The organism is Achromobacter pulmonis (assembly GCF_002885955.2).
Classification (GTDB): Bacteria; Pseudomonadota; Gammaproteobacteria; order Burkholderiales; family Burkholderiaceae_B; genus Achromobacter; species Achromobacter pulmonis_A.
This window is the reverse complement of the sequence record NZ_POQS01000003.1, coordinates 540,813-564,277: the sequence shown is the minus strand read 5'-3', so window position 1 is coordinate 564,277 and position 23,465 is coordinate 540,813. Positions and strand designations below refer to the sequence as shown.

At 69.4% G+C, this 23,465-nt stretch carries 21 protein-coding genes; 13 read left to right on the top strand and 8 right to left on the bottom strand.

What is annotated here, in order from left to right; genetic code table 11:
• Positions 1 to 2 precede the first annotated feature (2 nt).
• The 12 genes from C1I89_RS13905 to C1I89_RS13850 are packed head-to-tail and all read left to right on the top strand — an operon-like array spanning position 3 to position 11,584.
• Positions 3 to 1,262, top strand: a complete 1,260-nt coding sequence (locus tag C1I89_RS13905; protein ID WP_102773353.1) for a flavin-dependent oxidoreductase — start codon at positions 3 to 5, stop codon at positions 1,260 to 1,262.
• A gap of 49 nt (positions 1,263 to 1,311) precedes the next feature.
• On the top strand, positions 1,312 to 2,280 hold the full coding sequence (locus C1I89_RS13900) for a tripartite tricarboxylate transporter substrate binding protein (protein ID WP_102773352.1): 969 nt from the start codon (positions 1,312 to 1,314) through the stop codon (positions 2,278 to 2,280).
• Between the two features lie 52 nt (positions 2,281 to 2,332).
• Complete coding sequence (gene maiA / locus C1I89_RS13895; RefSeq protein WP_102773351.1) at positions 2,333 to 2,971, top strand: maleylacetoacetate isomerase; 639 nt, start codon at positions 2,333 to 2,335, stop codon at positions 2,969 to 2,971.
• On the top strand, positions 2,968 to 3,354 hold the full coding sequence (locus tag C1I89_RS13890; RefSeq protein ID WP_102773350.1) for a chorismate mutase: 387 nt from the start codon (positions 2,968 to 2,970) through the stop codon (positions 3,352 to 3,354). Before maiA ends, C1I89_RS13890 begins: the two co-directional genes overlap by 4 nt.
• Positions 3,347 to 4,360, top strand: a complete 1,014-nt coding sequence (locus C1I89_RS13885; RefSeq protein ID WP_102773349.1) for a Bug family tripartite tricarboxylate transporter substrate binding protein — start codon at positions 3,347 to 3,349, stop codon at positions 4,358 to 4,360. The genes C1I89_RS13890 and C1I89_RS13885 overlap by 8 nt, the downstream gene beginning before the upstream one ends.
• A gap of 39 nt (positions 4,361 to 4,399) precedes the next feature.
• Positions 4,400 to 5,752, top strand: coding sequence for an FAD-dependent oxidoreductase (locus tag C1I89_RS13880; protein ID WP_102773348.1), 1,353 nt, complete (start codon positions 4,400 to 4,402; stop codon positions 5,750 to 5,752).
• Positions 5,753 to 5,770: 18 nt separating this feature from the next.
• On the top strand, positions 5,771 to 6,994 hold the full coding sequence (locus C1I89_RS13875; protein ID WP_102773347.1) for a 3-hydroxybenzoate 6-monooxygenase: 1,224 nt from the start codon (positions 5,771 to 5,773) through the stop codon (positions 6,992 to 6,994).
• Positions 6,995 to 7,021: 27 nt separating this feature from the next.
• Entirely contained in the window at positions 7,022 to 8,197 is a 1,176-nt protein-coding gene (locus C1I89_RS13870) for an ABC transporter substrate-binding protein (RefSeq protein WP_102773346.1), read from the top strand.
• Between the two features lie 55 nt (positions 8,198 to 8,252).
• Positions 8,253 to 9,167 (top strand): branched-chain amino acid ABC transporter permease, encoded by a 915-nt coding sequence (locus C1I89_RS13865; RefSeq protein ID WP_102773345.1) that lies wholly within the window; start codon positions 8,253 to 8,255, stop codon positions 9,165 to 9,167.
• 11 nt (positions 9,168 to 9,178) lie between these two features.
• The gene (locus tag C1I89_RS13860) at positions 9,179 to 10,147 is read left to right on the top strand and encodes a branched-chain amino acid ABC transporter permease (RefSeq protein WP_102773344.1); all 969 of its coding nucleotides are present in this window, start codon (positions 9,179 to 9,181) and stop codon (positions 10,145 to 10,147) included.
• Complete coding sequence (locus C1I89_RS13855; RefSeq protein WP_102773343.1) at positions 10,140 to 10,892, top strand: ABC transporter ATP-binding protein; 753 nt, start codon at positions 10,140 to 10,142, stop codon at positions 10,890 to 10,892. Before C1I89_RS13860 ends, C1I89_RS13855 begins: the two co-directional genes overlap by 8 nt.
• Positions 10,892 to 11,584: an ABC transporter ATP-binding protein gene (locus tag C1I89_RS13850; RefSeq protein WP_102773342.1), complete on the top strand. Its 693-nt coding sequence runs from the start codon at positions 10,892 to 10,894 to the stop codon at positions 11,582 to 11,584. The genes C1I89_RS13855 and C1I89_RS13850 overlap by 1 nt, the downstream gene beginning before the upstream one ends.
• Before the next feature lie 16 nt (positions 11,585 to 11,600).
• On the opposite strand, the gene C1I89_RS13845 is transcribed toward C1I89_RS13850, so the two are convergent.
• The 3 genes from C1I89_RS13845 to C1I89_RS13835 form a co-directional block, all read right to left on the bottom strand.
• On the bottom strand, positions 11,601 to 12,614 hold the full coding sequence (locus C1I89_RS13845) for a Bug family tripartite tricarboxylate transporter substrate binding protein (RefSeq protein WP_102773341.1): 1,014 nt from the start codon (positions 12,612 to 12,614) through the stop codon (positions 11,601 to 11,603).
• Positions 12,615 to 12,701: 87 nt separating this feature from the next.
• Positions 12,702 to 13,556: an enoyl-CoA hydratase/isomerase family protein gene (locus C1I89_RS13840; protein ID WP_102773340.1), complete on the bottom strand. Its 855-nt coding sequence runs from the start codon at positions 13,554 to 13,556 to the stop codon at positions 12,702 to 12,704.
• A 13-nt stretch (positions 13,557 to 13,569) separates the two neighbouring features.
• Positions 13,570 to 14,790: a CaiB/BaiF CoA transferase family protein gene (locus C1I89_RS13835; RefSeq protein WP_102773339.1), complete on the bottom strand. Its 1,221-nt coding sequence runs from the start codon at positions 14,788 to 14,790 to the stop codon at positions 13,570 to 13,572.
• A 95-nt stretch (positions 14,791 to 14,885) separates the two neighbouring features.
• Here C1I89_RS13835 and C1I89_RS13830 point away from each other — a divergent pair, with 95 nt between their 5' ends.
• On the top strand, positions 14,886 to 15,734 hold the full coding sequence (locus C1I89_RS13830) for a LysR family transcriptional regulator (RefSeq protein ID WP_181390947.1): 849 nt from the start codon (positions 14,886 to 14,888) through the stop codon (positions 15,732 to 15,734).
• An 8-nt stretch (positions 15,735 to 15,742) separates the two neighbouring features.
• Here the strand turns inward: C1I89_RS13830 and C1I89_RS13825 are convergent, their stop codons facing one another.
• From C1I89_RS13825 to C1I89_RS13805, 5 genes are read right to left on the bottom strand one after another with little or no spacing between them, the layout of a single operon-like run.
• Complete coding sequence (locus C1I89_RS13825) at positions 15,743 to 16,717, bottom strand: Bug family tripartite tricarboxylate transporter substrate binding protein (protein WP_102773338.1); 975 nt, start codon at positions 16,715 to 16,717, stop codon at positions 15,743 to 15,745.
• Between the two features lie 30 nt (positions 16,718 to 16,747).
• The gene (locus C1I89_RS13820) at positions 16,748 to 18,559 is read right to left on the bottom strand and encodes an acyclic terpene utilization AtuA family protein (RefSeq protein ID WP_102773337.1); all 1,812 of its coding nucleotides are present in this window, start codon (positions 18,557 to 18,559) and stop codon (positions 16,748 to 16,750) included.
• Positions 18,556 to 20,520 carry an acetyl/propionyl/methylcrotonyl-CoA carboxylase subunit alpha gene (locus C1I89_RS13815; protein WP_102773336.1) on the bottom strand — a complete coding sequence of 655 codons (1,965 nt, stop codon included), beginning with the start codon at positions 20,518 to 20,520 and terminating at the stop codon, positions 18,556 to 18,558. Before C1I89_RS13815 ends, C1I89_RS13820 begins: the two co-directional genes overlap by 4 nt.
• A gap of 18 nt (positions 20,521 to 20,538) precedes the next feature.
• The gene (locus tag C1I89_RS13810) at positions 20,539 to 21,708 is read right to left on the bottom strand and encodes an acyl-CoA dehydrogenase family protein (protein ID WP_102773335.1); all 1,170 of its coding nucleotides are present in this window, start codon (positions 21,706 to 21,708) and stop codon (positions 20,539 to 20,541) included.
• 12 nt (positions 21,709 to 21,720) lie between these two features.
• Entirely contained in the window at positions 21,721 to 23,337 is a 1,617-nt protein-coding gene (locus C1I89_RS13805) for an acyl-CoA carboxylase subunit beta (protein ID WP_102773334.1), read from the bottom strand.
• Between the last annotated feature and the right edge of the window lie 128 nt (positions 23,338 to 23,465).

Genomic DNA, 23,465 nt, shown 5'->3' with positions numbered 1-23,465 from the left:
CCATGAAAACAGATACCGATGTGGTCATCATCGGTGCCGGGGTCGGCGGCCTGGTCCTGGCGCTGAGCCTGCACCAGGCCGGCATCGCCTGCCGCGTCTATGAGGCGGTGCGCGAAATCAGGCCCTTGGGCGTGGGCATCAATCTGCTGCCCCACGCCACGCGCGAGCTGGACGAACTGGGCCTGCTGCCCGTGCTGGACCGCATCGCCGTGCGCACGCGCGAATCGGTGTTCTACACGCGGCACGGGCAATTCATCTACAGCGAGCCCGCCGGCATCGACGCCGGCTACGACTGGCCGCAATATTCCATCCACCGCGGCGATCTGCAAATGGCGCTGCTGGGCGCCGTGCGCGAGCGCCTGGGCCACGATAGCGTGGTCGTCGATGCGCGCTGCACCGGCGTGGAACAGGACGCCGATTCCGTCACGGCGCGCTTCCAGGACAACGACGGCAATGCCCTGCCCCCGGTGCGCGGCCGCATCGCAGTGGGTTGCGACGGCATCCACTCGGCCCTGCGCAAGCAGCTTTATCCGCAGGAAGGCGCCCCGCGCTATTCCGGCGTGAACATGTGGCGCGGCACCACCCGCTGCAAGCCCTTTCTGTCCGGCGCCAGCATGGTGCGCGCCGGCTGGCTGTCCACCGGCAAGATGGTGATCTATCCGATCCGCGACAACATCGACGCGGCGGGCAACCAGCTGGTGAACTGGGTGGCCGAGATCGAGGCTGCCGAACCCGCCGTGCGCGACTGGAACCGCAGCGGCCGGCTGGAAGATTTTTTCCCGGCTTTCGCCGACTGGCATTTCGACTGGCTGGACGTCGCGCGCCTGATCCAGGACGCCGACTCGATCCTGGAATATCCGATGGTGGACCAGGACCCGCTGCCCACCTGGACGCGCGGCCGCATGACCCTGCTCGGCGACGCCGCCCACCCCATGGTGCCGCGCGGCTCCAACGGCGCCGGCCAGGCCGTGGTCGACGCCCGCTACCTGACCGGCCAGCTCAAGCGCGTCGGCCTGGAGCCCGAAGCCTTGCAGCACTACGACCGCGTCCGCGTCGAGGCCACCACCCGGGTCGTGCTGACCAACCGCAGCAACCCGCCCGACGCGATCCTGCGCGAAGTCCACCTGCGTTCGGCGGACCGGCCCTACGCCAGGATCGAAGACGTCATCGGCCGCGAAGAACTGGAAGGAATATCGCGCCGCTACAAGGAGGTGGCGGGCTTCGACCCGGCCGCGCTGAAAGCGCGGCCTCCCTACGTGTAGTACGCGCCCCAAGCCGGCGCCCGACCGGCCGAAAGAATGGAGACGAACCATGCGCAAGCTCATACGCATCCTGGCCACGGCGGCATTCGCTTTCGGCTGCGCCGCCGGCCACGCCGCATCCTGGCCTGAGCGCCCGGTCACGCTGATCGTGCCCTTCACGCCGGGCACCGGCATCGACCTGATCGCCCGCCAGCTGGCCGCCAGCCTGCCGCGGACGCTGGGCCAGCCGGTCGTGGTCGAAAACCTGGCGGGCGCCAGCGGCAACATCGGCACCGAAAAAGCGGCGCGCGCCGCCCCCGACGGCTACACCTTCCTGGTGACGGTGAACACGTTCGTCATGAACAGCAGCCTCTACAAGGGCAAGCTGCGGTTCGACCCGCTGAAGGATTTCGCGCCCGTGGGCCTGACATCCTGGGGCTCCCTGCTGCTGGTGACGCATCCTTCCAATCCCGCCAACACGGTTGCCGACGTGGTCCAGGCAGCCAAGGCCGCGCCCGGCAAGCTCAGCTACGGAACGCCGGGCGTGGGCACGCCCCATCACCTGTCGATGGCGCTGTTCCTGGACCGCACCGGCGCCGCCATGCTGCACGTCCCCTACAAAGGCACCTCGGGCGCGGTCACCGACATGCTCGGCGGCCGGCTGGACTATATGTTCCTGCCGGTGCACGTGGCGCTGCCGCAGGTACAGGCCGGGAAGCTCAAAGTGATCGCCACCGGCAGCCCCAGGCGCCTGCCGCAGCTGCCCGACACGCCCACCCTGACCGAGGCCGGCCTGCAAGGCGCGGACGTGGACATGTGGTACGGCGTGCTGGCGCCCCGGGGCACGCCGGCGGCCATCCTCGACCGCATGAACCGCGAGATCAACGGCATCCTCAAGACACCGGCCACCGCCGCCGCATTCGATGCGCAGGGCATGGTCCCCGCCACCTCGACCCCGGCCGAGTTCGGCGCCCTGATCGCCCGCGACGCCAAACGCTGGGACGACGTCGTCGCCCGAACCGGAATCACCGCGCAATAGCGGCGCCGGCCCCTATCCCTCCACGGACCACCCACTCGACCCTACCCATCCCATGCAACTCCACAGCTTCTTCAACAGCTCCACCTCCTACCGCGTGCGCATCGCGCTGGCGCTCAAGGGGCTGCCCTATGACTACCTGGCCGTGAACCTGCGCAAGCTGGAACAGCGCGGCGCCGACTACGTGGCCCTGAATCCTTCGGCCGGCGTGCCGCTGCTGGTCGACGGCGAGTTCCGGCTGTCGCAGTCGCTGGCCATCATCGACTACCTGGACGCCACGCATCCCGAGCCGCGCCTGATCCCGGCCGACACCGTGCAGCGCGCGCGCGTGCTGGAGCTGTCCGACGCCATCTCCTGCGACATCCATCCAGTCAACAATATGCGCATCCTGCGCTATCTGAAGGACGTGCTGGGCGCAACCGAGGAGCAGAGGAACGACTGGTACCGGCACTGGATCGCCGAAGGCCTGGGCGCCGTGGAGGCGCTTCTGGCCCGCCACGGCCACGGCGCGTACTGCTTCGGCGACGCGCCGACGCTGGCCGACTGCTGCCTGGTGCCGCAGGTGGCGAACGCCCAGCGCATGGGCTGCGACCTGTCGCCCTACCCGCGCGTGCTGCGCGTCCACGAACACTGCAACGCGCACCCGGCCTTCCAGCAGGCCGCGCCGGCGCGCCAACCGGACTACATCCAGTGACGAACCGGGAACCCGACGCCCAGGGCGTGCCGCTGCGCGCCTACACCGATCCCGCCTACCGGCCGCTGTGCGCCACGCTGGCCGAGGTGCGCGCCAACATCGACCGGCTGGACGAGGAGATCGTGAAGCTGATCGCCGAACGCGCCATGTACGTCAAGGACGCCGCGCGCTTCAAGCGCGACGCCTTCCAGGTCAGCGCGCCAGCCCGCCAGGCCCAGGTCTACGACAAGGCGCGGCGGCTGGCCGTGACGCACAACCGGGGCTTCGCCAATCTGGAACAGGTGGTCGACGCCACCTACCGCGCGATGGTCGCCGCCTTCATCGCCAACGAGCAGACGTACTTCGACACCATGCAAGACCTGGGAGGAGACACCCATGCCTGAGTTCTCGACGCCGGCCGCCCCCGCCCTGCCCGTGCGCCGCATCGCCCGCCGCGCGCTGGCGCTGGCGCTTGCCGCCCTGGCGCCGCTGGCCGCGGCGCATGCGCAAACCTGGCCGGCCCAGCCGCTCAAGGCCATCGTGCCGTTCGGCCCGGGCTCCAGCCCCGACCAGGTGGCCCGCATCGTCGGCGAGAAGGCCGGCGCCATTCTGGGCCAGGCCATCGTCATCGAGAACAAGCCGGGCGCCAGCGGCAACATCGGCACCTACGCCATCGCCAACGCCAAGCCCGACGGCTACACCTTCGGCGTGTCCATCACGGGGCCGCTGGTCAACAACACGCTGCTTTTCGACAAGCTGCCCTACGCGCCGGCCACCGACCTGTCGCCGCTCACGCTGGCGGTGCACCAGCCCAACGTGCTGGTGGTGCCCGCCGCGGCCGGCATCGGCAGCGTGGGCCAGCTGCTGCAGGCGCTCAAGCAGAACCCCGACAAGTACAACTTTCCGTCGCCGGGCGCGGGCACGGTTTCGCACCTGGCCGTGGAGCTGATGCTGCAGCAAATCGGCGCGCGCGCCACCCACGTTCCCTATCCGTCCTCGCCGGCCGCGCTCAGTTCGCTGCTGTCGGGCGATACGCAATTCGCCGCGCTGCCGCCCATCGCCGTCATGCCCATGGTGAAGGACGGCCGCCTGAAGGCGCTGGCCGTCACCTCCTCCAAACGCTCGGCCCTGCTGCCCGACATCCCGACGCTGGCCGAGGCCGGCGTGCCGGACATCGAAGGCTCGGCGTGGATCGGTTTCGTGATCTCGTCCAGGGCGCCCGCCGACGTGCGCAAGAAGCTGTCCGACGCCCTGATCCAGGCAGTGCGCGACCCCGAAGTCGCCAAGCGGCTGCAGGCCCAGTTCATGGACCCGGTGGGCGACACGCCGGCCGAATTCCGCGCCTATATGGACGATGAGCTCAATCGCTGGGCGCCGCTGATCCGCAAGCTCGGCATCAAGGCGCAGTAAGGCGACGGACGCGCCGCCGGCCCCCGCAAGGAGAACCAGATGGTCATCACCGAACCCGCCCGCCAGACCCCGCTGTACGGCGAATTCGACGTCGTCGTGCTGGGCGGCGGACCGGCCGGCCTGCTGGCCGCCGCCAGCGCGGCGCGCAACGGCGCCCGCGTGCTGCTGGCGGAGCGCTACGGATTTCTCGGCGGCATGGGTACGGCCGCCGGCGTGTCGAATTTCTGCGGGCTGCACGCCAATGTCCGCGGCGACATCCGCCAGGTCGTGCACGGCATGACCGACGAGCTGCTCGACCGCATGCGCGCCATGGACGGCCTGAACCACCCGCATCTCATCCTCGGCAAGATCCACGCCCAGGCCTACGACATCTCGGCCTTCAAATGCGCCGCCGACGACATGGTCCAGGCCAGCGGCGCGCAGGTGCTGTTCCATGCCCTGGCCACGGGGCTGTCGCGCGGCGAGGACGGGCGGGCCAATGCGCTGTTCCTGGAAACCAAGTCGGGGCGCTGCGCGGTACGGGCCCGCATCTTCATCGATTGCTCCGGCGACGCCGAGATCGCGCGCTGGGCCGGCCTGCCTCTCGAAAAGGGCGATGAGCGCGGCCGCATGCTTTATCCCACGCTGATGTTCAAGGTCGGCAACGTGGACGGCGCGCGCGCCCAGGAGGCGTGGAAAACCATTCCGCAGCTGATGGACCAGGCCGCCGCCAGCGGCGAGTTCACGTTTCCGCGCCGCGGCGCCATCGTGCGGCCGCAAAAGCACGACTACGAATGGCGCGTCAACGTCACCCAGCTGGCCAACGCCGACGGCAGCGCGGCCGACGGCACCGACGCCGACTCGCTGTCGGCCGGCGAGCTGGAAGGCCGTCGCCAGATCGTGCAGTACCTCGCGTTCCTGCGCGCCAAAGTGCCCGGCTTCGAGCAGGCCTATGTGCTGGACATCGCGCCCCAGCTCGGCATCCGCGAAACGCGCCGGCTCGTGGGCGCCGCGGTGCTGAGCAAGGACGACGTGCTGGGCTGCGCCGACTTCGAGGACAGCATCGGCGTCAACGGCTGGCCGCTGGAAATGCATACCGCCGGCGACGTGCAGTGGCTGTGGCCGCCCATTCCGCAATCGCGCGGCTACAACCAGCTGCCGTTTCGCATGCTGGTGCCGCGCCCCGGCCCGGACGTGGCGGACAACGTGCTGGTGGCCGGGCGCTGCGCGTCCATGACGCACGAAGGCCAATCCGCCGCGCGCGTGAGCGGCAGCTGTTTCGTGATGGGCGAAGCGGCGGGCACCGCCGCGGCGATGGCGCTGCGCGCCGGCGTCGCGCCGGCCGATATATCCATTTCCGCCCTGCAGGCCCAGCTGCGGCAGCAAGGCGCCTTCCTGGGCGGCCAGGACTGAACGGAGCGCAAGCCGAACATGAACGCAAGCAATAACCCTCAAGCCACCGGACAATCCGTCATCGTCGTCGGCGGCGGCATCGGCGGCCTGGCCGCCGCGCTGGCGCTGACCCGCCAGGGCGTCGCGGTGCAGCTGCTGGAGCAGGCCGCCCATATCGGCGAGATCGGCGCCGGCATCCAGCTCGGCCCCAATGCCTTCGCGGCGCTGGACGCGCTGGGCGTGGGCGCGGCGGCGCGCGGACGCGCCGTGTTCACCGACCACATCATCATGATGGACGCGGTCGATGCCCACGAAGTGGTGCGCATCGACACCGGCGAGGCGTTCCGCGAGCGCTTCGGCGGCCCCTACGCCGTCATCCACCGCGCCGACATCCATCTGTCGATACTGGAGGCGGTGCAGCAGAATCCGCTCATCCGCTTTCGCACCTCCACCCAGATCGCCGCGATGTCGCAGGACGGCAAGGGCGTGGAAGTGACGGACACCGAAGGCAACCGCTACCGCGCCGACGCGCTGGTGGGCGCCGACGGCGTGAAGTCCGTGATCCGCGAACACATGGTGGGCGACCCGGCCCGCGTGACCGGCCACGTCGTCTACCGCGCCGTGGTCGAGCGCGAGAACATGCCCGAAGAGCTGCGCATCAACGCGCCGGTGCTGTGGGCCGGCCCGCACTGCCACCTGGTGCACTACCCCTTGCGCGGCGGGCTGCAATACAACCTGGTGGTCACCTTCCACAGCCGCGAACAGGAGCAATGGGGCGTGCGCGAGGGCAGCAAGGAAGAGGTGCTGTCCTACTTCGAGGGCATCCATCCGCGCCCGCGCCAGATGCTGGACCGCCCCACCTCCTGGAAACGCTGGGCCACCGCCGACCGCGAGCCCGTGGAACGCTGGGGCCAGGGACGCGCCACGCTGCTGGGCGACGCCGCCCACCCCATGACCCAGTACATGGCCCAGGGCGCCTGCATGGCGCTGGAGGACGCGGTGACGCTGGGCGAGGCCGTGCGCCGATGTGGCCACGACCTGCAAGCCGCCTTCCGCCTCTACGAGTCGGTCCGCATCCCGCGCAGCGCGCGCGTGGTGTGGTCCACCCGCGAGATGGGCAGGCTCTATCACGCGCGGGGCGTCGAACGCACCGTGCGCAACATGCTGTGGACCGGCCGCAGCCAGTCCCAGTTCTACGACGCGTTGCAGTGGCTGTACGGCTGGAAAGTGGAAAACTGCCTCGCGGGGAATACGGCGCAGTAAACACAAAAACAGACTCAGGAGACAACCATGAAAAAGACCTTAGGCGGCGCGGCCGCCGTCCTCGCGCTGGCGCTGTCCTCGTTCGCCGCCTCCGCGCAGACCAAGCCGGTGGAGATCGGCTTCATTGGCACGCTGTCCACGCCGGCCGGCTACATCGGCGAGGACGAGCGCGACGCCTTCATGCTGGCCATCAAGGAAGGCGGCGGCAAGCTGGGCGGCGTGCCGGTCAACCTGCGCGTGGAGGACGATGCGCTCAAGCCCGCCAACGCCAAGCAGATCGCCGACAAGATGGTGCAAAGCGGCGTGCGCCTGTTCACCGGCATCAATTTCTCGAACGTGATGGCGGCGGTCGGCCCCACCGTGCTGAACGCCGGCGCCTTCTACGTCAGCCTCAACGCCGGCCCGTCGAACTACGCCGGCAAGGCCTGCAACCCGAACTACTTCTCGGTGGCCTTCCAGAACGACTCCTACGCCGACACCGCGGGCATCGCGGCCAATGAGCTGGGCGCCAAGCGGGTGGTCATCATGGCGCCCAACTACCAGGCCGGACGCGACGCGGTAGCCGGCTTCAAGCGCACCTACAAGGGCGAGATCGCCGACGAGATCTACACCAAGCTGGAACAGGCCGACTTCTCGGTGGAGCTGGCGCGCATCCGCTCGCTCAAGCCCGACGCCATCTTCCAGTTCCATCCGGGCGGCGCGGGCATCAACCTGACCAAGCAGTTCGCCAATTCCGGACTGGCCGGCCAGATCAAAATGATCACGCCGATCTACTCCATGGACGACCGCATGCTGGCCGCCACCGGCAACGCCGGCGCGGGCTTCTACCTCAGCTCGCTGTGGAGCGCCGACCTGGACAATCCGCAGAACAAGCACTTCGTCGAAGCCTTCACCAAGGCCTACAACCGCGCACCCACGGCCTACGCCGCGCAGGCCTACGACACCGCCAACCTGATCGGCTCGGCGCTGAAGGCCGTGGACGGCGACGTCGCCGGCCGCGCCGACGACTTCCGCGCCGCGCTGCGCCGCGCCGACTTCCCCAGCGTGCGCGGCAAGTTCAAGTTCGGGCCCAACCAGCATCCGGTCCAGGACTGGTATCTGCTGCACATCGAAGCCGGGCCGGACGGCAAGCTGACCTACAAGAACCTCAAGGTCATCGCCCGCGACCACACCGACGTGCACGCGGCGCAATGCAAGATGTAGGCCAGGACGGGGGCCGGCCGCGGCCGGCCCCCGCCCCGCTCCACAAGGAGTTTCCATGCTGATGTTCCTGGAGCAGGTCTTGAACGGCCTGCAATACAGCGCCTTGCTGTTCCTGTTGTCGGCGGGCTTGACGCTGGTGTTCGGCATCATGAACGTCATCAACCTCACGCACGGCTCGTTCTACATGGTGGGCGCGTTCTGCGCGGCCAGCGCCGCGGCCGCCACCGGCTCGTTCGCCGCGGCGCTGCTGGCCGCGCTCGCCGGCGCGGCCCTGTACGGCCTGGTGGTCGAGCTGCTGGTGATCCGCCACCTGTACCGCCGCGACCACCTGGACCAGGTGCTGGCCACGCTGGGCCTGACGCTGTTCACCAACGAGCTGGTCACGGTGCTGTTCGGCCGCAGCCCGCCCTTCATGGACATCCCGCCGTTCCTGTCGGGGTCGGTGGCGCTGCTGCCGGGCCTGAACTATCCGGTGATGCGGCTGGCCTTCATCGGCGCCGGCGTGCTGGTGGCGATCGGGCTGTGGCTGCTGATCTCGCGCACCCGCGTCGGCATGCTGGTGCGCGCCGGCGCCGACGACGGCGAGATGGTCGACGCGCTGGGCGTGAACATCCAGCGCCTGTTCACGCTGATCTTCACGCTGGGCGCCCTGCTGTGCGGCTTCGCCGGCGTCATGGCCGCGCCCCTGCTGGCGGTGGAGATCGGCATGGGCGAACGCATCCTGATCACGACCTTCGTGGTCATCGTGGTGGGCGGCGTGGGCTCGGTGCGCGGCGCGCTGGCGGGCTCGCTCATGATCGGCATGACCGACGCGCTGGGACGCGCCTACATCCCGTTCTGGATGTCGCGGCTGCTGCCGCCCGAGCTGTCCGATTCCGCCAGCTCCAGCCTGGTGTCGGCCAGCATCTACATCCTGATGGCCATCGTGCTGCTGTTCAAGCCGCGCGGGCTGGTGCCCGCCCAGCGTTAGGAACGATACCCATGACTCGAAAAATGATCGTCAACACGATCGGGTTCCTGCTGTTCGCCCTGGTGCCGGCCATCGCGTCGGCCACGGGCGAGACCTTCCTGGTCAACCTGATGACCCGCTTTCTCATCTACGCCATCGCCGCGGTCAGCCTGGACCTGATCCTGGGCTACGGCGCCATGGTCAGCTTCGGCCACGCCGCCTTCTTCGGCCTGGGCGGCTACGTGATCGGCATCGTCGGCTTTCACATGAGCCAGGGCGATACGCTCTTCGGCTGGAGCGGCAGCGAAGCCGCGCTGGTGATGTGGCCGCTGGCCGTCGCGGCCGCGGCGCTGGCCGGGCTGGTGGTGGGATTCCTGTCGCTGCGCACCTCGGGCGTGCAGTTCATCATGATCACGCTGGCGTTCGGGCAGATGCTGTATTTCATCCTCGTGGGCCTGATGGTCTACGGCGGCGACGACGGCCTGTCGATCGACGCGCGCAACACCCTGCCCGGGCTGGACATGAACCATCCCGCCACCTTCTACTACGTCTGCCTGGCGCTCCTGACGGCCTGGGTGCTGGCCTGCCGGCGCATCGTCGATTCGCCTTTCGGCATGGCGCTGCAGAGCATCAGGCAGAACCCGCGGCGCAGCGTCGGCCTGGGCCTGGCGCCGCTGCGCTACCGCCTCACCGCCTTCGTGCTGTCGGCCGCCGGCACCGGCCTGGCCGGCGCGCTGTGGGCCAACTACGCGCTCTTCGTCAGCCCGGACATGGCCGCCTGGCAGAAATCCGGCGAACTGATGGCCATGGTCATCCTGGGCGGCATGGGCTCGATCTTCGGGCCGGTGCTGGGCGTGGCCGTATACCTGGGGCTGGAGCAGGTCGCCACGGCCTGGACCGAGCACTGGATGCTGATCCTGGGCCCGGTGCTGGTGCTGGTGGTGCTGTTCGGCAAGCGCGGCGTGTACGGCTGGCTGGCGGGAGGCAAGCATCATGGCTGAGCAACCCAAACTCGAGATCCGCGACCTGCAGAAGCGCTTCGGCGCCGTGCACGCCACGCAGGGCGTCAACCTGGCCGTGCGGCCGGGCGAACTGCATGCGCTGATCGGCCCCAACGGCGCGGGCAAGACCACGCTGCTGTCGCAGATCAGCGGCGAGATCCTGCCCGACGCCGGCAGCATCCTGCTCGACGGCCACGACATCACCCGCATGCCGGCGCACAAGCGGCCGGCCGCCGGGCTGGCCCGTTCCTTCCAGATCAGCCAGCTCTATCCCGACTTCAGCGCCGAGGACAACGTCGCCATGGCGGTGCAGGCGCACAGCCCGGGCGGCTTCAATCTTTGGAAGAACGCGCGCCGCCTGCCGCCGCTGCGCGAGCCCGCGCGCCAGGCGCTGGAACGCGTCGGCCTGGGCGGACGCGGCGACGTGCGCGTCTCGGCGCTGGCCCACGGCGAGAAACGCCAGCTGGAGCTGGCGATGGCGCTGTCACTGAACGCGTCGGTGCTGCTCCTGGACGAGCCCATGGCCGGCATGGGCGCGGAGGAATCGCAGCGCATGACCGCGCTGCTGCGGGAACTCAAGGGCCGCTACGCCATCCTGCTGGTGGAGCACGACATGGACGCGGTCTTCGCGCTGGCCGACCGCATCACCGTGCTGGTCTACGGCAAGACGATCTTCACCGGCACGCCGGACGAGGTGCGCCGCCACCCCGACGTGCGCGCCGCCTATCTGGGCGAGGAGGAATGATGCTGCAAATCCAGGCATTGCAGGCCGGCTACGGCGCAAGCAAAGTGCTGTTCGGCGTGGACCTCGAGATCGCGCCGCGCCAGGTCGTGTCCCTGATCGGCCGCAACGGCATGGGCAAGACCACCACGGTCAAGACCCTCATGGGCATGCTGCCGGCCCAGGACGGCGCCATCCTGCTCGACGGCAAGCCCATCGCCGGCCTGCCCCCGCACCGCATCGCGCAGCTGGGCATCGGCCTGGTGCCCGAAGGCCGCCGCGTTTTCGGTTCGTTGTCGGTGGAGGAAAACCTGCTCGCCACCGCCCGCAATACCCGCGCGGGCTGGCACGTGGAGCGCGTATTCGAGCTGTTCCCGCGCCTGAAGGAGCGCCGCGCGCAGTCGGCTCGCACGCTGTCCGGCGGCGAACAGCAGATGCTGGCCGTGGGCCGCGCGCTGCTCATCAACCCGCGCCTGCTGGTGCTGGACGAAGCCACCGAGGGGCTGGCGCCGCTGATCCGCCAGGAAATCTGGAACTGCCTGCGCCGCCTGAAAGAGGAAGGCCAGACCATCCTGGTGATCGACAAGAACCTGAAGGAAATGGCCACGCTGGTCGACCGCCACCACGTGCTGGAAAAAGGCCGCGTGGTCTGGCAGGGCAGCCCCGCGGAACTCGCCGCGCAGCCGGAGCTGGCGCAGCGGTATCTGGGGGTGTAGTGGCGGTGCGGCGCGCTCAGTTCAGGCTGGCGCCCGAGATCTTCACGATCTCCTGGTACTTCGCCTTCTCGCTCTTGACGAAGGCGGCGAACGCCTCGGGCGTCATCGGGCCGGCTTCAGAGCCCATCGTCAGCAGGCGCTGCTTGACGTCGGGCTGCTGCATCGCTTCGGCGTAGGCCTGGTTCAGCTTGGCGACCACCGGGGCGGGCGTGCCGCCCGTGGTGAACACGCCGAACCAGGTGCCCAGGTCGAAGCCCTTGACGCCCGATTCCTCCACCGTCGGCACGTCGGCCAGCAGCGAGGAACGCTGGGCCGTGGTGACGGCCAGCGCCTTGACCTTGCCGTCCTTGATCAGCGGCGCCGAGGCCGCCAGGTTGTCGAACATGAAGTCCGACTGGCCCGACAGCAGCGCCAGCTGGGCCGGGGCCGCGCCCTGGTAGGGAATGTGCTCGACCTTGATGCCGGCGCGCGCCTTCAGCAGCTCGCCCGACAGGTGGCCGGCGCTGCCGTTGCCGCCCGAGCCGTAGTTCAGCTTGCCGGGATTCTGCTTGGCGTAGGCGATCAGGTCGGACAGTTTTTCGATCTTGTTCTTCTGGGCGAACTCCAGGTTCATCACCAGCACGTTGGGCACCGAGGCCACGATGGTGACAGGCGCGAAGTCCTTCACCGGGTCGTACGGCAGGTTGGCGAACAGCCAGGGGTTGATCGCGTGGGTCGCGACCGCGCCCATTACCAGCGTGTAGCCGTCGGCCGGCGCCTTGGCCACCAGGTCGGCGCCGATATTGCCGCCCGCGCCCGAGCGGTTCTCGACGATGACGGGCTGGCCCAGCGAGCCGCGCACCTTCTCGGCCAGCATGCGGGCCATGGTGTCCAGCGGACCTCCGGGCGGATAGGGCACGACGAAGCGCAGCGGCTTGGTCGGGAAGTCGGCGGCGGCGCCGGCGGGCGCGCAGAAAGGCAGGGTCGCGGCCAGCGCCACGGCGCCTTGCAGCAGGGCGCGGCGCATCGCGCTGCGGGGGGTGGGCTTCATTGATTGTTCTCCTCGCTCTGGAATGATTGCGGTCAGTAGCATACTCCAGGCCGCGGAGATGGTAACAAAGCAATACCGTCGAAAGCGTCAGGAAACCGACGGCGCCGCGTCCCAATCCGGCCGCCGCCTGGCCTTGGCCGCCGCGATTCCCTCGATCGCCTCGCTGCGCAGCTGGCTGGCGAAACACCGCGACGCCGAATCCAGATAGGCGCCCAGTTCTTCCTCGTGCCAGCGCTGCTGGCCGAACAGTCCCCGCAGCATCCGCTTGGTCTGCCCGGCGGCGCGGGGCGCGGCGTCCACGCAGCGCCGCAGCATGCCGGCCACGCCCTCCTCCCAGTCCTGCCCGGCATCGAAAACGTAGTCGAGCAGGCCGATGGCGCGCGCCGCATCGGCGTCGATGCGCTCGCCGGTCAGCATCATCCGGCGGGCCGCCTGCACGCCGATGCGGGCCGCGACGAACGGCAGGATCTGCGCCGGCACCAGGCCGATCGAGACTTCGGGAAAGCCGAAGCGCGCCCCGCGCAAGCCGGCGGCGATATCGGCGGCGCAGACCAGGCCCGCGCCGCCGCCCATGGCCGCCCCCTGCGCCAGCACCACGGTGATCTTGGAGCAGCCGGCGAAGCGTTCCAGGAAGCGTCCATAGCGCCGGTTGCCCAGCGCCACCGGGTCCTGTCCGTCGGCGTCGGGACGCGCGGCGATCCGGTCCGCGACGTTGCCCAGGTTGCCGCCGGCGCTGAACGCCGGCCCCGCCGCGCCGATCGCCACGACCCTCACGGCCGGGTCGGCTTCGGCCTGGCCGAGCGCGTCCTCCAGCCGCTCGACCATTTCGCCGCCCAGCGGATTGCGCGTCTCGGGCCGGTTCAGGGTCAGGTGGAAAACCGCGCCGTCGCGCCGGGTAAGCAGCGGCGCGTCGGCCGCCCCGTTAGATTGCGCCAGGTTCATGTGTACGGCTCCTTCAGTGCGCTGCGGCGGCCTGCGCCGCCGGTTGAATGATCCCCTGCTGCGCCAGCGCGCGGATGTCGGCCGGCGAGTAATCCAGTTCCCGCAGCACGGCCTGCGTGTCCTCGCCCACCGCCGGCACGCGCCCGCCGGCCGAACCGCTCGCGGGATGCACGCCCGGCAGGCCGACGAAGGGCACGTCGCCCAGGCCGGGCTGGCTCAGGGTCTGCACCAGGCCCAGGTGCCGCACCTGCTCGTCCTCCTGGAACTGGTCGTAGTCCTTGACCTCGCCATACAGGATGTCGTTGTCGCGGAAGCACTGGGTCCAGTAGGCGGTGGAACGCGTGCGCAGGATCTGCGCCACCCCCGCATTGATCTCGTCGCCGACCTGTATGCGGCGCTGCGGCGTGTCCATGCGCGGGTCCGTCAGCCAGTCGTCGCGCCCGATCACCCGGCAGATGGCCGCGAACATGGCGTTGTTCATGGCGAACACCAGCACATAGCCGTCCTGCGTGCTGAAGATCCCCTGGGGATAGGTGACGCTGGTGGCCGGCTCGCCGCGGCGCAATGCGTGGTCGATGAGCGAGCTGTTCTGCAGCGCCGCCATGGTGGCCAGCAGGCTGACGTCGATGTGCCGGCCGGATTGTCCGCGCTCGCGCGCGAACAAGGCGCCCCCGATCGCATTGGCGGTGTAGACGCCGCAGGACAGGTCGCCGATGAACGGCTTGACTCGCTGCGGCAGCCCCGTGCCGTCGCAGTTCGCCGTGGTCAGGCCGGTCAGCGCCTGCACGACGGAATCGGTGCCCGGGCGGTCGGCATACGGTCCCGACAGGCCGAATCCCGAGATCGAGGCATAGACCAGGCGCGGATTGAGGTCGCGCAGCGTCGCATAGCCCAGGCCCAGCCGGTCCGCCACGCCGGGACGGAAGCTCTGCACCACGACGTCGGCGCGCGCCGCCAGCCTGTGCAGCACCTCGCGCCCGGCATCGGTTTGCGCGTCCAGCGCCAGGCTGCGCTTGCCCCGGTTGAAAGCCAGCGCAATGGCGCTGAAGCCGCCGCGCGGCACGCCCATGCTGCGTCCCCAGTCTCCGTGCAAGGGCTCCACTTTCGTCACCTGCGCGCCCATCTGGCCCAGGATCTGCGCGCAATAAGGGCCTGCGATGCCCTGCGACAGGTCGAGCACGTGCAGGCCCTCATAGACCTCGTGCAAAGGATTCGGATCGATGAAGGCATTCACGGCAGTCTCCCTGGATTGGGGGAAAGGCTGGGCTTGTGCCCGACGCCCGGCGCCCCGGATAATCGTCTGCGTACACTGGCACATAAGGAAATCTCATGGCGGTGCGCGATCTGGACATAGGCTTGCTCAGGACCTTCCTGGCGGTGGCCGACCGCGAGAATTTCGCGGGCGCGGCCGACCAGGTATTCCGCACCCAGGCCGCCGTCTCGCAACAGATGCAGCGGCTCGAACGGCTGCTGGACTGCAAGCTGCTGGTGCGCGTGGGACGGCACAAGCGCCTCACCGAACAGGGCGTGCGCCTGCGCGAGTACGCGCGGCGCATGCTGGCGCTGAACGACGAGACCTGCCGCGCGATGAACCAGAGCGTCTTCGCCGCGCCCACGCGCATCGGCGTCTGCGCCGACGCCGTGGACACGATCCTGCCCGACTATCTGGCGCTGTGCGCGCGCACCTACCCCGGCATGCGCATCGAGATTCAGGTCAATCGCAGTCGCTGGCTGGCCTCGGCGCTGCGCCGCGGCGACATCGACCTGCTGCTGGAACTCGAACAGTTCGACGAGTTCCCTCGCATTACGTTTCGGACCTCGCCCGTCGTCTGGATTTCGGGCACGCATTTCCATCATCAACAAAACCTCCCCTTGCCTCTGGTGCTGGTGGACGCGCCCTGCGTCTTCCGTCGCATGGCGCTCAACCGCCTGGAACAGGAGAACCGCCCCTGGCGCAATGCCTTCCAGACGCCCACGCTGGCCGGCGTGCGCGCCGCCTTGCGGGCCGGCCTGGGCATCACGCCGCGCACTATCGAGATGCTCACGCCCGGCCTCAAAGTGGTGGGTGAAGAGCTCGGCCTGCCCACCCTGCCTTCGGCCAGCTACCACCTCTACATGCGCGCGGGGGACACCTCCGACGGCGCCCGCAAGCTCAGCGAACTCTTCGTCCCGTCCTGACCGGTTGCCTAGCGCTGCTGCATGCCGGCGGCCACGATCACCTTGCCCCACTCCACCGTGTCCCGCCGCTGGATCGCGCGCAGATCCTCGGGCGATCCCGGCTGCGGGACCAGCGCGCGGTCGGTCAGGAAGCGGCGGCCTTCCGGGTTGTCGAGCGCGCCGTTGATCCAGGCCGCCAGGCGCTGCGCGACCGCCGGCGGCGTGGAGGCGGCGGCCCAGATCGCGATCCACGACGACACGTCGAAGCCCGGGTAGCCGAGCTCCGCCACGGTCGGCACGTCCGGAAAGGCGGGCACGCGCTCGGCGGTAGACACCGCCAGGGCGCGGATCTTGCCGGCGCGCAACTGCGGGCTGGCGGTCACGGCGTCGCAAAAATAGAAGTCGTACTGGCCGCCCAGCAGGTCGGTCATGGCCTGCGTGCTGGCGCGATACGGAATGTTCACCGCATTGAGGCCGGCCATCGCGCGAAAGCGCTCGCCGGCGATGCGGCCGCCGACGTTGGCGCTGGCGAAGCTCAGGCTGCCCTTGGAAGCCCGCGCGTCCGCGATGAAGGCCTGCAGGGTCTGCGCCTTGACGCGCTGCGGGTTCACCACCAGGAAGTACGGCGTGGTGGCCAGCGTCGTCAGCGGCGTGAAGTCGCGCTCGGGGTCGTAGGCCAGGGACTTGTAGATGCTGGCGTTGGCCGCGTGCGTGGACGGCCCGGACACCAGCAGGTTGTAGCCGTCGCCGCCCTGCCGCAATACATACTCGGCCGCGATATTGCCGTCGGCCCCGGGCCGGTTCTCGATGATGATGGGGCTGCCCACCTGGTCCCGTATCCTGTCCGCGACGTAGCGGATGATGGTGTCGGTGGCGCCGCCCGCGCCGTAGGCCACGGTCACGTGAACGGTCCGGTCCAGCGCCTGCGCACGCGCGCCGCCGCAAACCGCCAGCAGCGCGCCGGCTCCGGCCAGTTGGATGAATGCCCTGCGGGTCTGTTCCATTTGTAGTCTCCTCCCACTCTCTGGCTCCCGCTATTGCAGGATTTCGCCGGGACAAGGAATCTCCAGGTCCAGCAGCATCTGGGCGTACGACTTGCCCAAGGGGTCCGAGCGCAGGCTGGACGAACCGCCGCCTCCCAGCGCGCGCCGCAGCACGAAGTTCACCGCCCCCGTTCCCGGAAGCTCGAAGCGCGACACTTCGCCCTGGACCAGATGGCTGAAGTACTCGCGCACCCGTTCGGCGGTCAGCTCGCGCAGCAGCACGGGCCAGTAAGCCTCGCGGCGCGCGATCACGCCGATGTTCGAATCGTCGCCCTTGTCGCCGCTGCGGGCGTAGGCGAGCCGGGCCAGCGGCACCCGCACGCTGTTCGCGCCTGCCGGCGCCGGCGCGGCCGCCGGCTGCGTACCGGGCGCGGCGACGGGACGGTCCTCGCCGTTGTCCGGCACGGCGACCTCGGCATGCACGTCGCCGCAGTCCAGCCAGATCGGCACGCACTGCTTGGCGATGTAGAACGATCCCGTCTTGATGATGGCCTGGATATCGGCGCGGCCGCCGAAGTGGCTGCGCGTGCCCGGCCCCATCGAGGTGCCGGCCGACGCGGACTCCTTCTGCAGGAATTCCAGGCCTCTGCGCTCGGCGTGCGACGCGGCGATGCGCAAGATCACCTCGCGGCTGTCGTTCTCGCGCGCATTGCCGCCGTACATGGCTTCCGCCCCCAGCAGCTCCACCACGGTCGAGATGTAGTCGGGCATGCCGTTGGCCGCGAGCAGCCTGCGCGTGCGCCGCAGCAGCTCGTCGGCCGTGCGCAGCGCTTTCGCGCGCGCCCGCTGCCCGCGGATCGCCATCATGATGCCGATCTGGTAGCCGGCGTGGCCCGTCGCGGTGATCTTGTACCGGGTGGACGGCGCCCGCCCGCGCGCGCCCTCGACGCGCACGCGGTCCGGCCCCGTCTCGCGGATGCAAACCTGCCGCAGGTCGCAGATCACGTCGGGCAGCTCGTACGCGGACGGATCGCCGATCTCGTACAGCAGCTGCTCGGCGACCGTGGCCCGGCTCACGAGGCCGCCGGTCGCCGGCGGCTTGGTCAGGTCGAACCCGCCGTCCCGGTCCAGCACCACTATCGGATAGCCGATATTGGCCCAGTCCGGCACCGTCTCCCAGTCGGTGAAGAGTCCGCCGGTCGCCTGCGGACCGCATTCGATCAGGTGGCCCGCCAGGCTGGCCTGCGCCAGCTTGTCGTAGTCCGAAGCGGTCCAGTCGAACTCGTGTATCGCCACGGCCAGCGCGCAGGCGCTGTCCACGGCGCGGCCCGTGATCACGATGTCCGCGTCCAGGGCCAGCGCCTGGACGATGGGATAGGCGCCCAGATAGGCGTTGGCCGACAGCAGCGGCCCGAAGCCGTCCAGGTCGGGCAGGTGGCGGCCCTGCGCATCGGTGAATTCGGCCTGCAGCGCGGTCACGTCGTCGCCGGTGACGACGGCGATGCGCGGCGCCAGGCCTTGTTCCCGGGCATAGGCCAGGATGGCGTCGCGGCATGCCTCAGGGTTCAGGCCGCCGGCGTTCGACACCAGCCGCACGCCGCGCTCCAGCAGTGTTTTCAGGTGCGGGCGCAGCACGCTGACGAAGTCGGTCGCATAACCCAGCTCGGGACTGCGCATGCGCGCCCGCTGCAGCAGGGACATGGTCGTTTCCGCCAGATAGTCGAAGACGATGTAGTCCAGCTTTTCAGCGGTGAGCAGTTGCGGAATCGCGATCTGGGAGTCGCCCCAGAATCCCGATGCGCATCCGACGTGCACGGGGCCCTTGGGCCGGCGCTGGCCGGCCGGGTTGTGGTTCGCGCTCATTGCTGCACCTCCATCAATACCTGTCCGGTGCTGACCTGGTCGCCCGCGGCGACGGCCACCCTTGCCACGATGCCCGCCGCCCCCGCGGCGATCGACATTTCCATCTTCATGGACTCCAGCACCAGCACGGTCTGCTGCGCCGTCACGCTGTCGCCGTCGCGGACCTCGACGCCGATCACCCTTCCGCTCATCGGCGCGCGCAGCGTCCGCGCCTGCCCGGCCTGCCCGTCGTCGCGGCCGGCGAAGCGCGTGGCCCGCAGGAAGCGCCAGACGCTTGCGCCGTCCTGCACCCAGGCGGCGTTCGCCCCTTCCATGGCCACGCGCAGGCTGCGTCGCAGACCGCCCACGACCAGGGCAAGATCGTCGCCGCGCCGATGCGCGGCCTCGATCCGGACCCGCCTGCATTCGCCTTCGGCGACGTGCCCCTCCCACGCATCCACCGACAGGCCGCCATCGGCCTGCTGCGAAATGCGCAGCAGCCTCGACGCCCCGTCCGAGGCGTCGTCCAGCGCCACCTCGCCCTGCGCCGCAAGACAGGGACGGGCGTGCGCCGCCGGCCATCCGGCCAGCGCCAGCGCCGCGGCGGCCAGCGCATGCTCGGAAGGCTGCGCGCGCCAATGCCCGGACGTCATGTCCTGGCCGGCCAGAAAACCTGTCGTCACGCCGCCGTCGCGGAATTCCGGATGATCGATGGCGCGCGCCAGGAAATGCAGGTTCGACCGGACCCCCAGCAGGCCGCCGGCCTCGCAGGCCCGCATCAGCTTGCGGATGCATTCCTCCCGCGTTTCGCCCCATGCCAGGTACTTGGCCAGCATCGAGTCATAGTGCGGCGTGATCTCCAGCCCGTCCTCCAGCGCGGTATCGACGCGCAGGCCGGGAGGTTCCACCCACCTGAGCACCGTGCCGACCTGCGGCACGAAGCCCGCGGCCGGGTCTTCCGCGCAGACGCGCAGCTCCATCGCGTGGCCGCGGCTGCGCACGTCCTCCTGCCGCAGGCCCAGCGGCTCGCCCTGGGCCACCCTGAGCTGCCATTGCACCAGGTCTATGCCGGTGACCAGTTCGGTCACGCCATGCTCGACCTGCAGCCGGGTGTTCATCTCCATGAAGTGGAAGTCGCCCGCCGCGTCCACCAGGAATTCCAGCGTGCCCGCGCCCACATAGCCGATCGCCTGGCATGCGCGCACCGCCACCGCGCCCATGCGCTCGCGCAGCGCCGGCGACACGGCCGGCGACGGGCTTTCCTCCACCAGCTTCTGGTAGCGCCGCTGCAGCGAGCAATCCCGTTCGCCCAGATGCAGGGCATTGCCGTGTTCGTCGCACAGCACCTGGATCTCGACGTGGCGCGCCCCGAGAATGGCCTTCTCCAGGATCAGCTCGTCCGAGCCGAACGCCCCCAGCGCTTCGGAGCGGGCCAGCGGCAGCGCCTGCGCCAGTTCTGCTTCGTCCCGGGCCAGCCGCATGCCGCGTCCGCCGCCGCCGGCGGCCGCCTTCAGCAGCACCGGATAGCCTATGGCGCGGGCGCGCGCCGCCAGCTCCCTGTCGTCGCTCAGGCCTTGCGCGCCGGGCACGGTCGGCACGTCGGCATGCCTCAGCGCCTCCTTGGCGCGCGCCTTGTTGCCCATCAGGTCGATGACCTCGGCGGACGGCCCCACGAAGGTCAGGCCGGCTTGCGTCACGGCGCGGGCGAACGCCGCGTTCTCGGACAGAAAACCATAGCCGGGATGCACCGCCTGCGCGCCGCTCAGCGCGCAGGCGCGCAGCAGGGCCTCCACGTTGCGATAGCTGGCGTGGGCCGGCGCCGCGCCGATGTGCACCGCCATGTCGGCCTCGCGCACGTGGCGCGATTCCGCGTCCGCGTCCGAGTACACCGCGACCGTGCGCAGGCCCTGGGCGCGCGCCGCCCGGATCACCCGCAGCGCGATTTCGCCCCGGTTGGCGACGAGCAAGGTATCGAATCTCATCTGTCCACCCCTGCGGCCTCAGGCCGCGCGCGCGGGCAGGATGCCCATGTGCTTGCAAATGATGGTGAGCATGATCTCGTCGGCGCCGCCGCCGATGGAGATCAGGCGCAGGTCGCGCCAGGCGCGCGAGACCGCGTTCTCCCAGGTGAAGCCCATGCCGCCCCAGTACTGCAGGCAGGAGTCCGTGACCTCGCGGCACAGGCGGCCCGCCTTGAGCTTGGCCATCGACGCCAGCTCCGTCATGTCGCCGCCTTCCATGTGCACGCGCGCCGCGCGGTAAACCATGGCGCGCAGCATTTCGACCTCGGTCTTCAGCTCCGCCAGCCGGAAATGCACGGCCTGGTTGTCCAGCAGCGGCTTGCCGAAGACCTGGCGCTGGCGCGTGTAGTCGATCGTGTCGTTGATCACGTCGGTCAGGGCGGTCACGCGCCGCGTCGCGCCGCTCAGGCGCTCTTCCTGGAACTGGCGCATCTGGTAGGTGAAGCCCATGCCCTCTTCGCCGATGCGGTAGCGCTGCGGCACGCGCACTTCATCGAAGAACACCTGCGCGGTGTCCGAGGACCACATGCCCACCTTCTTGATCTTGTTCATGGTGACGCCGGGCACGGGCTTGCCGTTGTCCTGCTTGAGCGGCAGGCAGATCAGCGATTTGTTCCGGTGCGGCTTGTCGTCGCTGGTATTGGCGAGCAGGCACATCCAGTCCGCCTGCGTGGCGTTGGTTATCCACATCTTGGAGCCGCTGATGACGTAGTCGTCGCCGTCCTTGCGCGCGGTGGTCTTCAGCGACGCGACGTCCGAGCCCGCCCCGGTTTCGGACACGCCCAGGCAGGCCACGTAATCTCCCGCGATGGACGGCTGCAGGAACTGCTCGCGCACCGCGTCGTTGCCGAAGCGCGCAAGCGCGGGCGTGGCCATGTCGGTCTGCACGGCGATCGCCATGCCGACGCCGCCGGCGCGCACCGAGCCTATCGCCTCGCAGAACGCGATCTCATAGGAGTAGTCCAGCCCCATCCCGCCGAATTCGACGGGCTTGTTCACGCCCAGGTATCCCGCCTTGCCCAGCTTCTTGAACACTTCATGGGCAGGAAAAATCTCCGCTTCTTCCCACTGGTCCAGATAGGGATTGATCTCTTTGTCGATCAACTGGCGTACGCCGTCCTGCAACGCGATGTGCTCGTGGGTAAACATGGAATCTCCTCGTTAGAATCTGGCGACGCCGAACTGGATCGAATGAACGTCGCGTTTTGCCGACCGCGTGCATGCGGCCAGCGCCACTCCCAGTACGTCCCGGGTGGCGCGCGGGTCGATCACGCCGTCGTCCAGCAGCAGGCTGCTGGTGTGCACGGCGCTGGACTGCAAATCGAAGGTCTGCACGATTTCCCGGCTTTCCGCTTCCAGCGCGGCAAGGTCCGGCTCGGCGCCGGCGCGCCTGGCGCTGTTCTCGGCCACCCGCCGCATGGTCATCGCCGCCTGCTCGCCGCCCATGACGGCGGTGCGCGCGTTCGGCCACGAAAACAGGAAGTCCGGCTTGAATGCGCGCCCGCACATGCCATAGTTGCCGGCGCCGAACGAGGCGCCGCAGAGCACGGTCAGACGGGGCACGCCGGCGTTGGACAGCGCCTGGATGAGCTTGGCGCCGTGCTTGATCATGCCCGCCTCTTCGTGCGCGCGCCCCACCACGAACCCCGTGATGTTCTGCAGGAACACGATGGGCCTGCCCAGCTGCGAGCACAGTTGTATGAACTGCGCGGCCTTGGCCGAACCCGCCGTGTCGAGCGGACCGTTGTTGGTCAGCAGCCCGATGGGCGTGCCGTGCAGCACGCCATAGCCGCACACCGTGGCCGGCCCGTAGTCGCGCTTGAACTCGTGGAAGTCCGAGCCGTCTGTCAGGCGCGCGATCACTTCGCGCATCTCCACCGGCACCCGGTAGTCGGCCGGCATGATGCCCAGCAGGTCCTGGACGTCGTGCCGGGGCGGAACCTCGGGGCGGTCCTGCTCCTTTTCCGCCCAACCGAAGGCGCGCACGATGTCCCGCACCTGCAGTATGGCCTCGCGGTCGTTCTCGGCCACATAATCGGCCAGGCCCGACACCGACGCATGCATCGCCGCCCCGCCCAGCTCTTCCTCCGTGGCGACCTCTCCGGTCGCGGCCTGCAGCAAGGCCGGGCCGGCCAGGAAGGCATGGGCCTGGTTGCGCACCATGACGACGTAGTCGGACAGGCCGGGCAGATAGGCGCCGCCCGCGGTCGAAGAACCGTGCACCAGCGAGATCACCGGAATCCCGGCGGCCGACAGCTTCGCCAGGTTGTAGAACATGCCGCCGCCGTGGACGAAGCGCTCGGCCCGGTACTTCTTCAGGTTGCCGCCGGCGCTCTCGACCAGCTGGATGAAGGGCAGCCGGTTGGCCAGCGCGATCTCCTGGCAGCGCATCACCTTCTGGGCCGTCATGGCCTGCATGGCGCCGGCGCTGATGCCGGAGTCGTTGACCACGATCATGCACCGCACGCCGCAGACCTCGCCCACGCCGGCGATGATGGCGGCGCCCGGCACGCTGGTGGCGGGGTCCGGATTCTCGATCCCGCAATAGCCCGCCAGCTTCATCAGTTCCAGGAACGGGCGGCCGGCGTCGAGCAACGCCGCCAGGCGCTCCCGCGGCAGCAGCTTGCCGCGCTTGCGGAACGCCGGCGCGGCCTGCGCCGACCGCTCCACCGCCCGCTGCTCCAGTTGCGCCAGTTCCGACAGCAGCGCCAGCATCTGCTCGCGATTGCGCTGGTAGGCGGGGGACTGCCTGTCGAGTCGGGATTCCAGATCGGCCATGGTTGCAGACACCTTATGTCGAGTTCCGGGAGGCTGCGGGCGGACCGGCAGCGTGAACCTATGATGGGCTACACGCGCGGCGCGCACAATCAAGAACTCGTCCGCCGACACTTAAGAATCGCTTATGT

Bases quoted from the DNA above. Each gene is read 5' to 3' on its own strand.
- C1I89_RS13830 (WP_181390947.1), top strand. From the start codon at position 14,886: ATGGCGGTGCGCGATCTGGACATAGGCTTGCTCAGGACCTTCCTGGCG.
- maiA (WP_102773351.1), top strand. From the start codon at position 2,333: ATGCAACTCCACAGCTTCTTCAACAGCTCCACCTCCTACCGCGTGCGC.
- C1I89_RS13880 (WP_102773348.1), top strand. From the start codon at position 4,400: ATGGTCATCACCGAACCCGCCCGCCAGACCCCGCTGTACGGCGAATTC.
- C1I89_RS13855 (WP_102773343.1), top strand. From the start codon at position 10,140: ATGGCTGAGCAACCCAAACTCGAGATCCGCGACCTGCAGAAGCGCTTC.
- C1I89_RS13900 (WP_102773352.1), top strand. From the start codon at position 1,312: ATGCGCAAGCTCATACGCATCCTGGCCACGGCGGCATTCGCTTTCGGC.
- C1I89_RS13825 (WP_102773338.1), bottom strand. From the start codon at position 16,717: ATGGAACAGACCCGCAGGGCATTCATCCAACTGGCCGGAGCCGGCGCG.
- C1I89_RS13805 (WP_102773334.1), bottom strand. From the start codon at position 23,337: ATGGCCGATCTGGAATCCCGACTCGACAGGCAGTCCCCCGCCTACCAG.
- C1I89_RS13840 (WP_102773340.1), bottom strand. From the start codon at position 13,556: ATGAACCTGGCGCAATCTAACGGGGCGGCCGACGCGCCGCTGCTTACC.
- C1I89_RS13810 (WP_102773335.1), bottom strand. From the start codon at position 21,708: ATGTTTACCCACGAGCACATCGCGTTGCAGGACGGCGTACGCCAGTTG.
- C1I89_RS13860 (WP_102773344.1), top strand. From the start codon at position 9,179: ATGACTCGAAAAATGATCGTCAACACGATCGGGTTCCTGCTGTTCGCC.
- C1I89_RS13875 (WP_102773347.1), top strand. From the start codon at position 5,771: ATGAACGCAAGCAATAACCCTCAAGCCACCGGACAATCCGTCATCGTC.
- C1I89_RS13865 (WP_102773345.1), top strand. From the start codon at position 8,253: ATGCTGATGTTCCTGGAGCAGGTCTTGAACGGCCTGCAATACAGCGCC.
- C1I89_RS13820 (WP_102773337.1), bottom strand. From the start codon at position 18,559: ATGAGCGCGAACCACAACCCGGCCGGCCAGCGCCGGCCCAAGGGCCCC.
- C1I89_RS13815 (WP_102773336.1), bottom strand. From the start codon at position 20,520: ATGAGATTCGATACCTTGCTCGTCGCCAACCGGGGCGAAATCGCGCTG.
- C1I89_RS13845 (WP_102773341.1), bottom strand. From the start codon at position 12,614: ATGAAGCCCACCCCCCGCAGCGCGATGCGCCGCGCCCTGCTGCAAGGC.
- C1I89_RS13850 (WP_102773342.1), top strand. From the start codon at position 10,892: ATGCTGCAAATCCAGGCATTGCAGGCCGGCTACGGCGCAAGCAAAGTG.
- C1I89_RS13870 (WP_102773346.1), top strand. From the start codon at position 7,022: ATGAAAAAGACCTTAGGCGGCGCGGCCGCCGTCCTCGCGCTGGCGCTG.
- C1I89_RS13905 (WP_102773353.1), top strand. From the start codon at position 3: ATGAAAACAGATACCGATGTGGTCATCATCGGTGCCGGGGTCGGCGGC.
- C1I89_RS13885 (WP_102773349.1), top strand. From the start codon at position 3,347: ATGCCTGAGTTCTCGACGCCGGCCGCCCCCGCCCTGCCCGTGCGCCGC.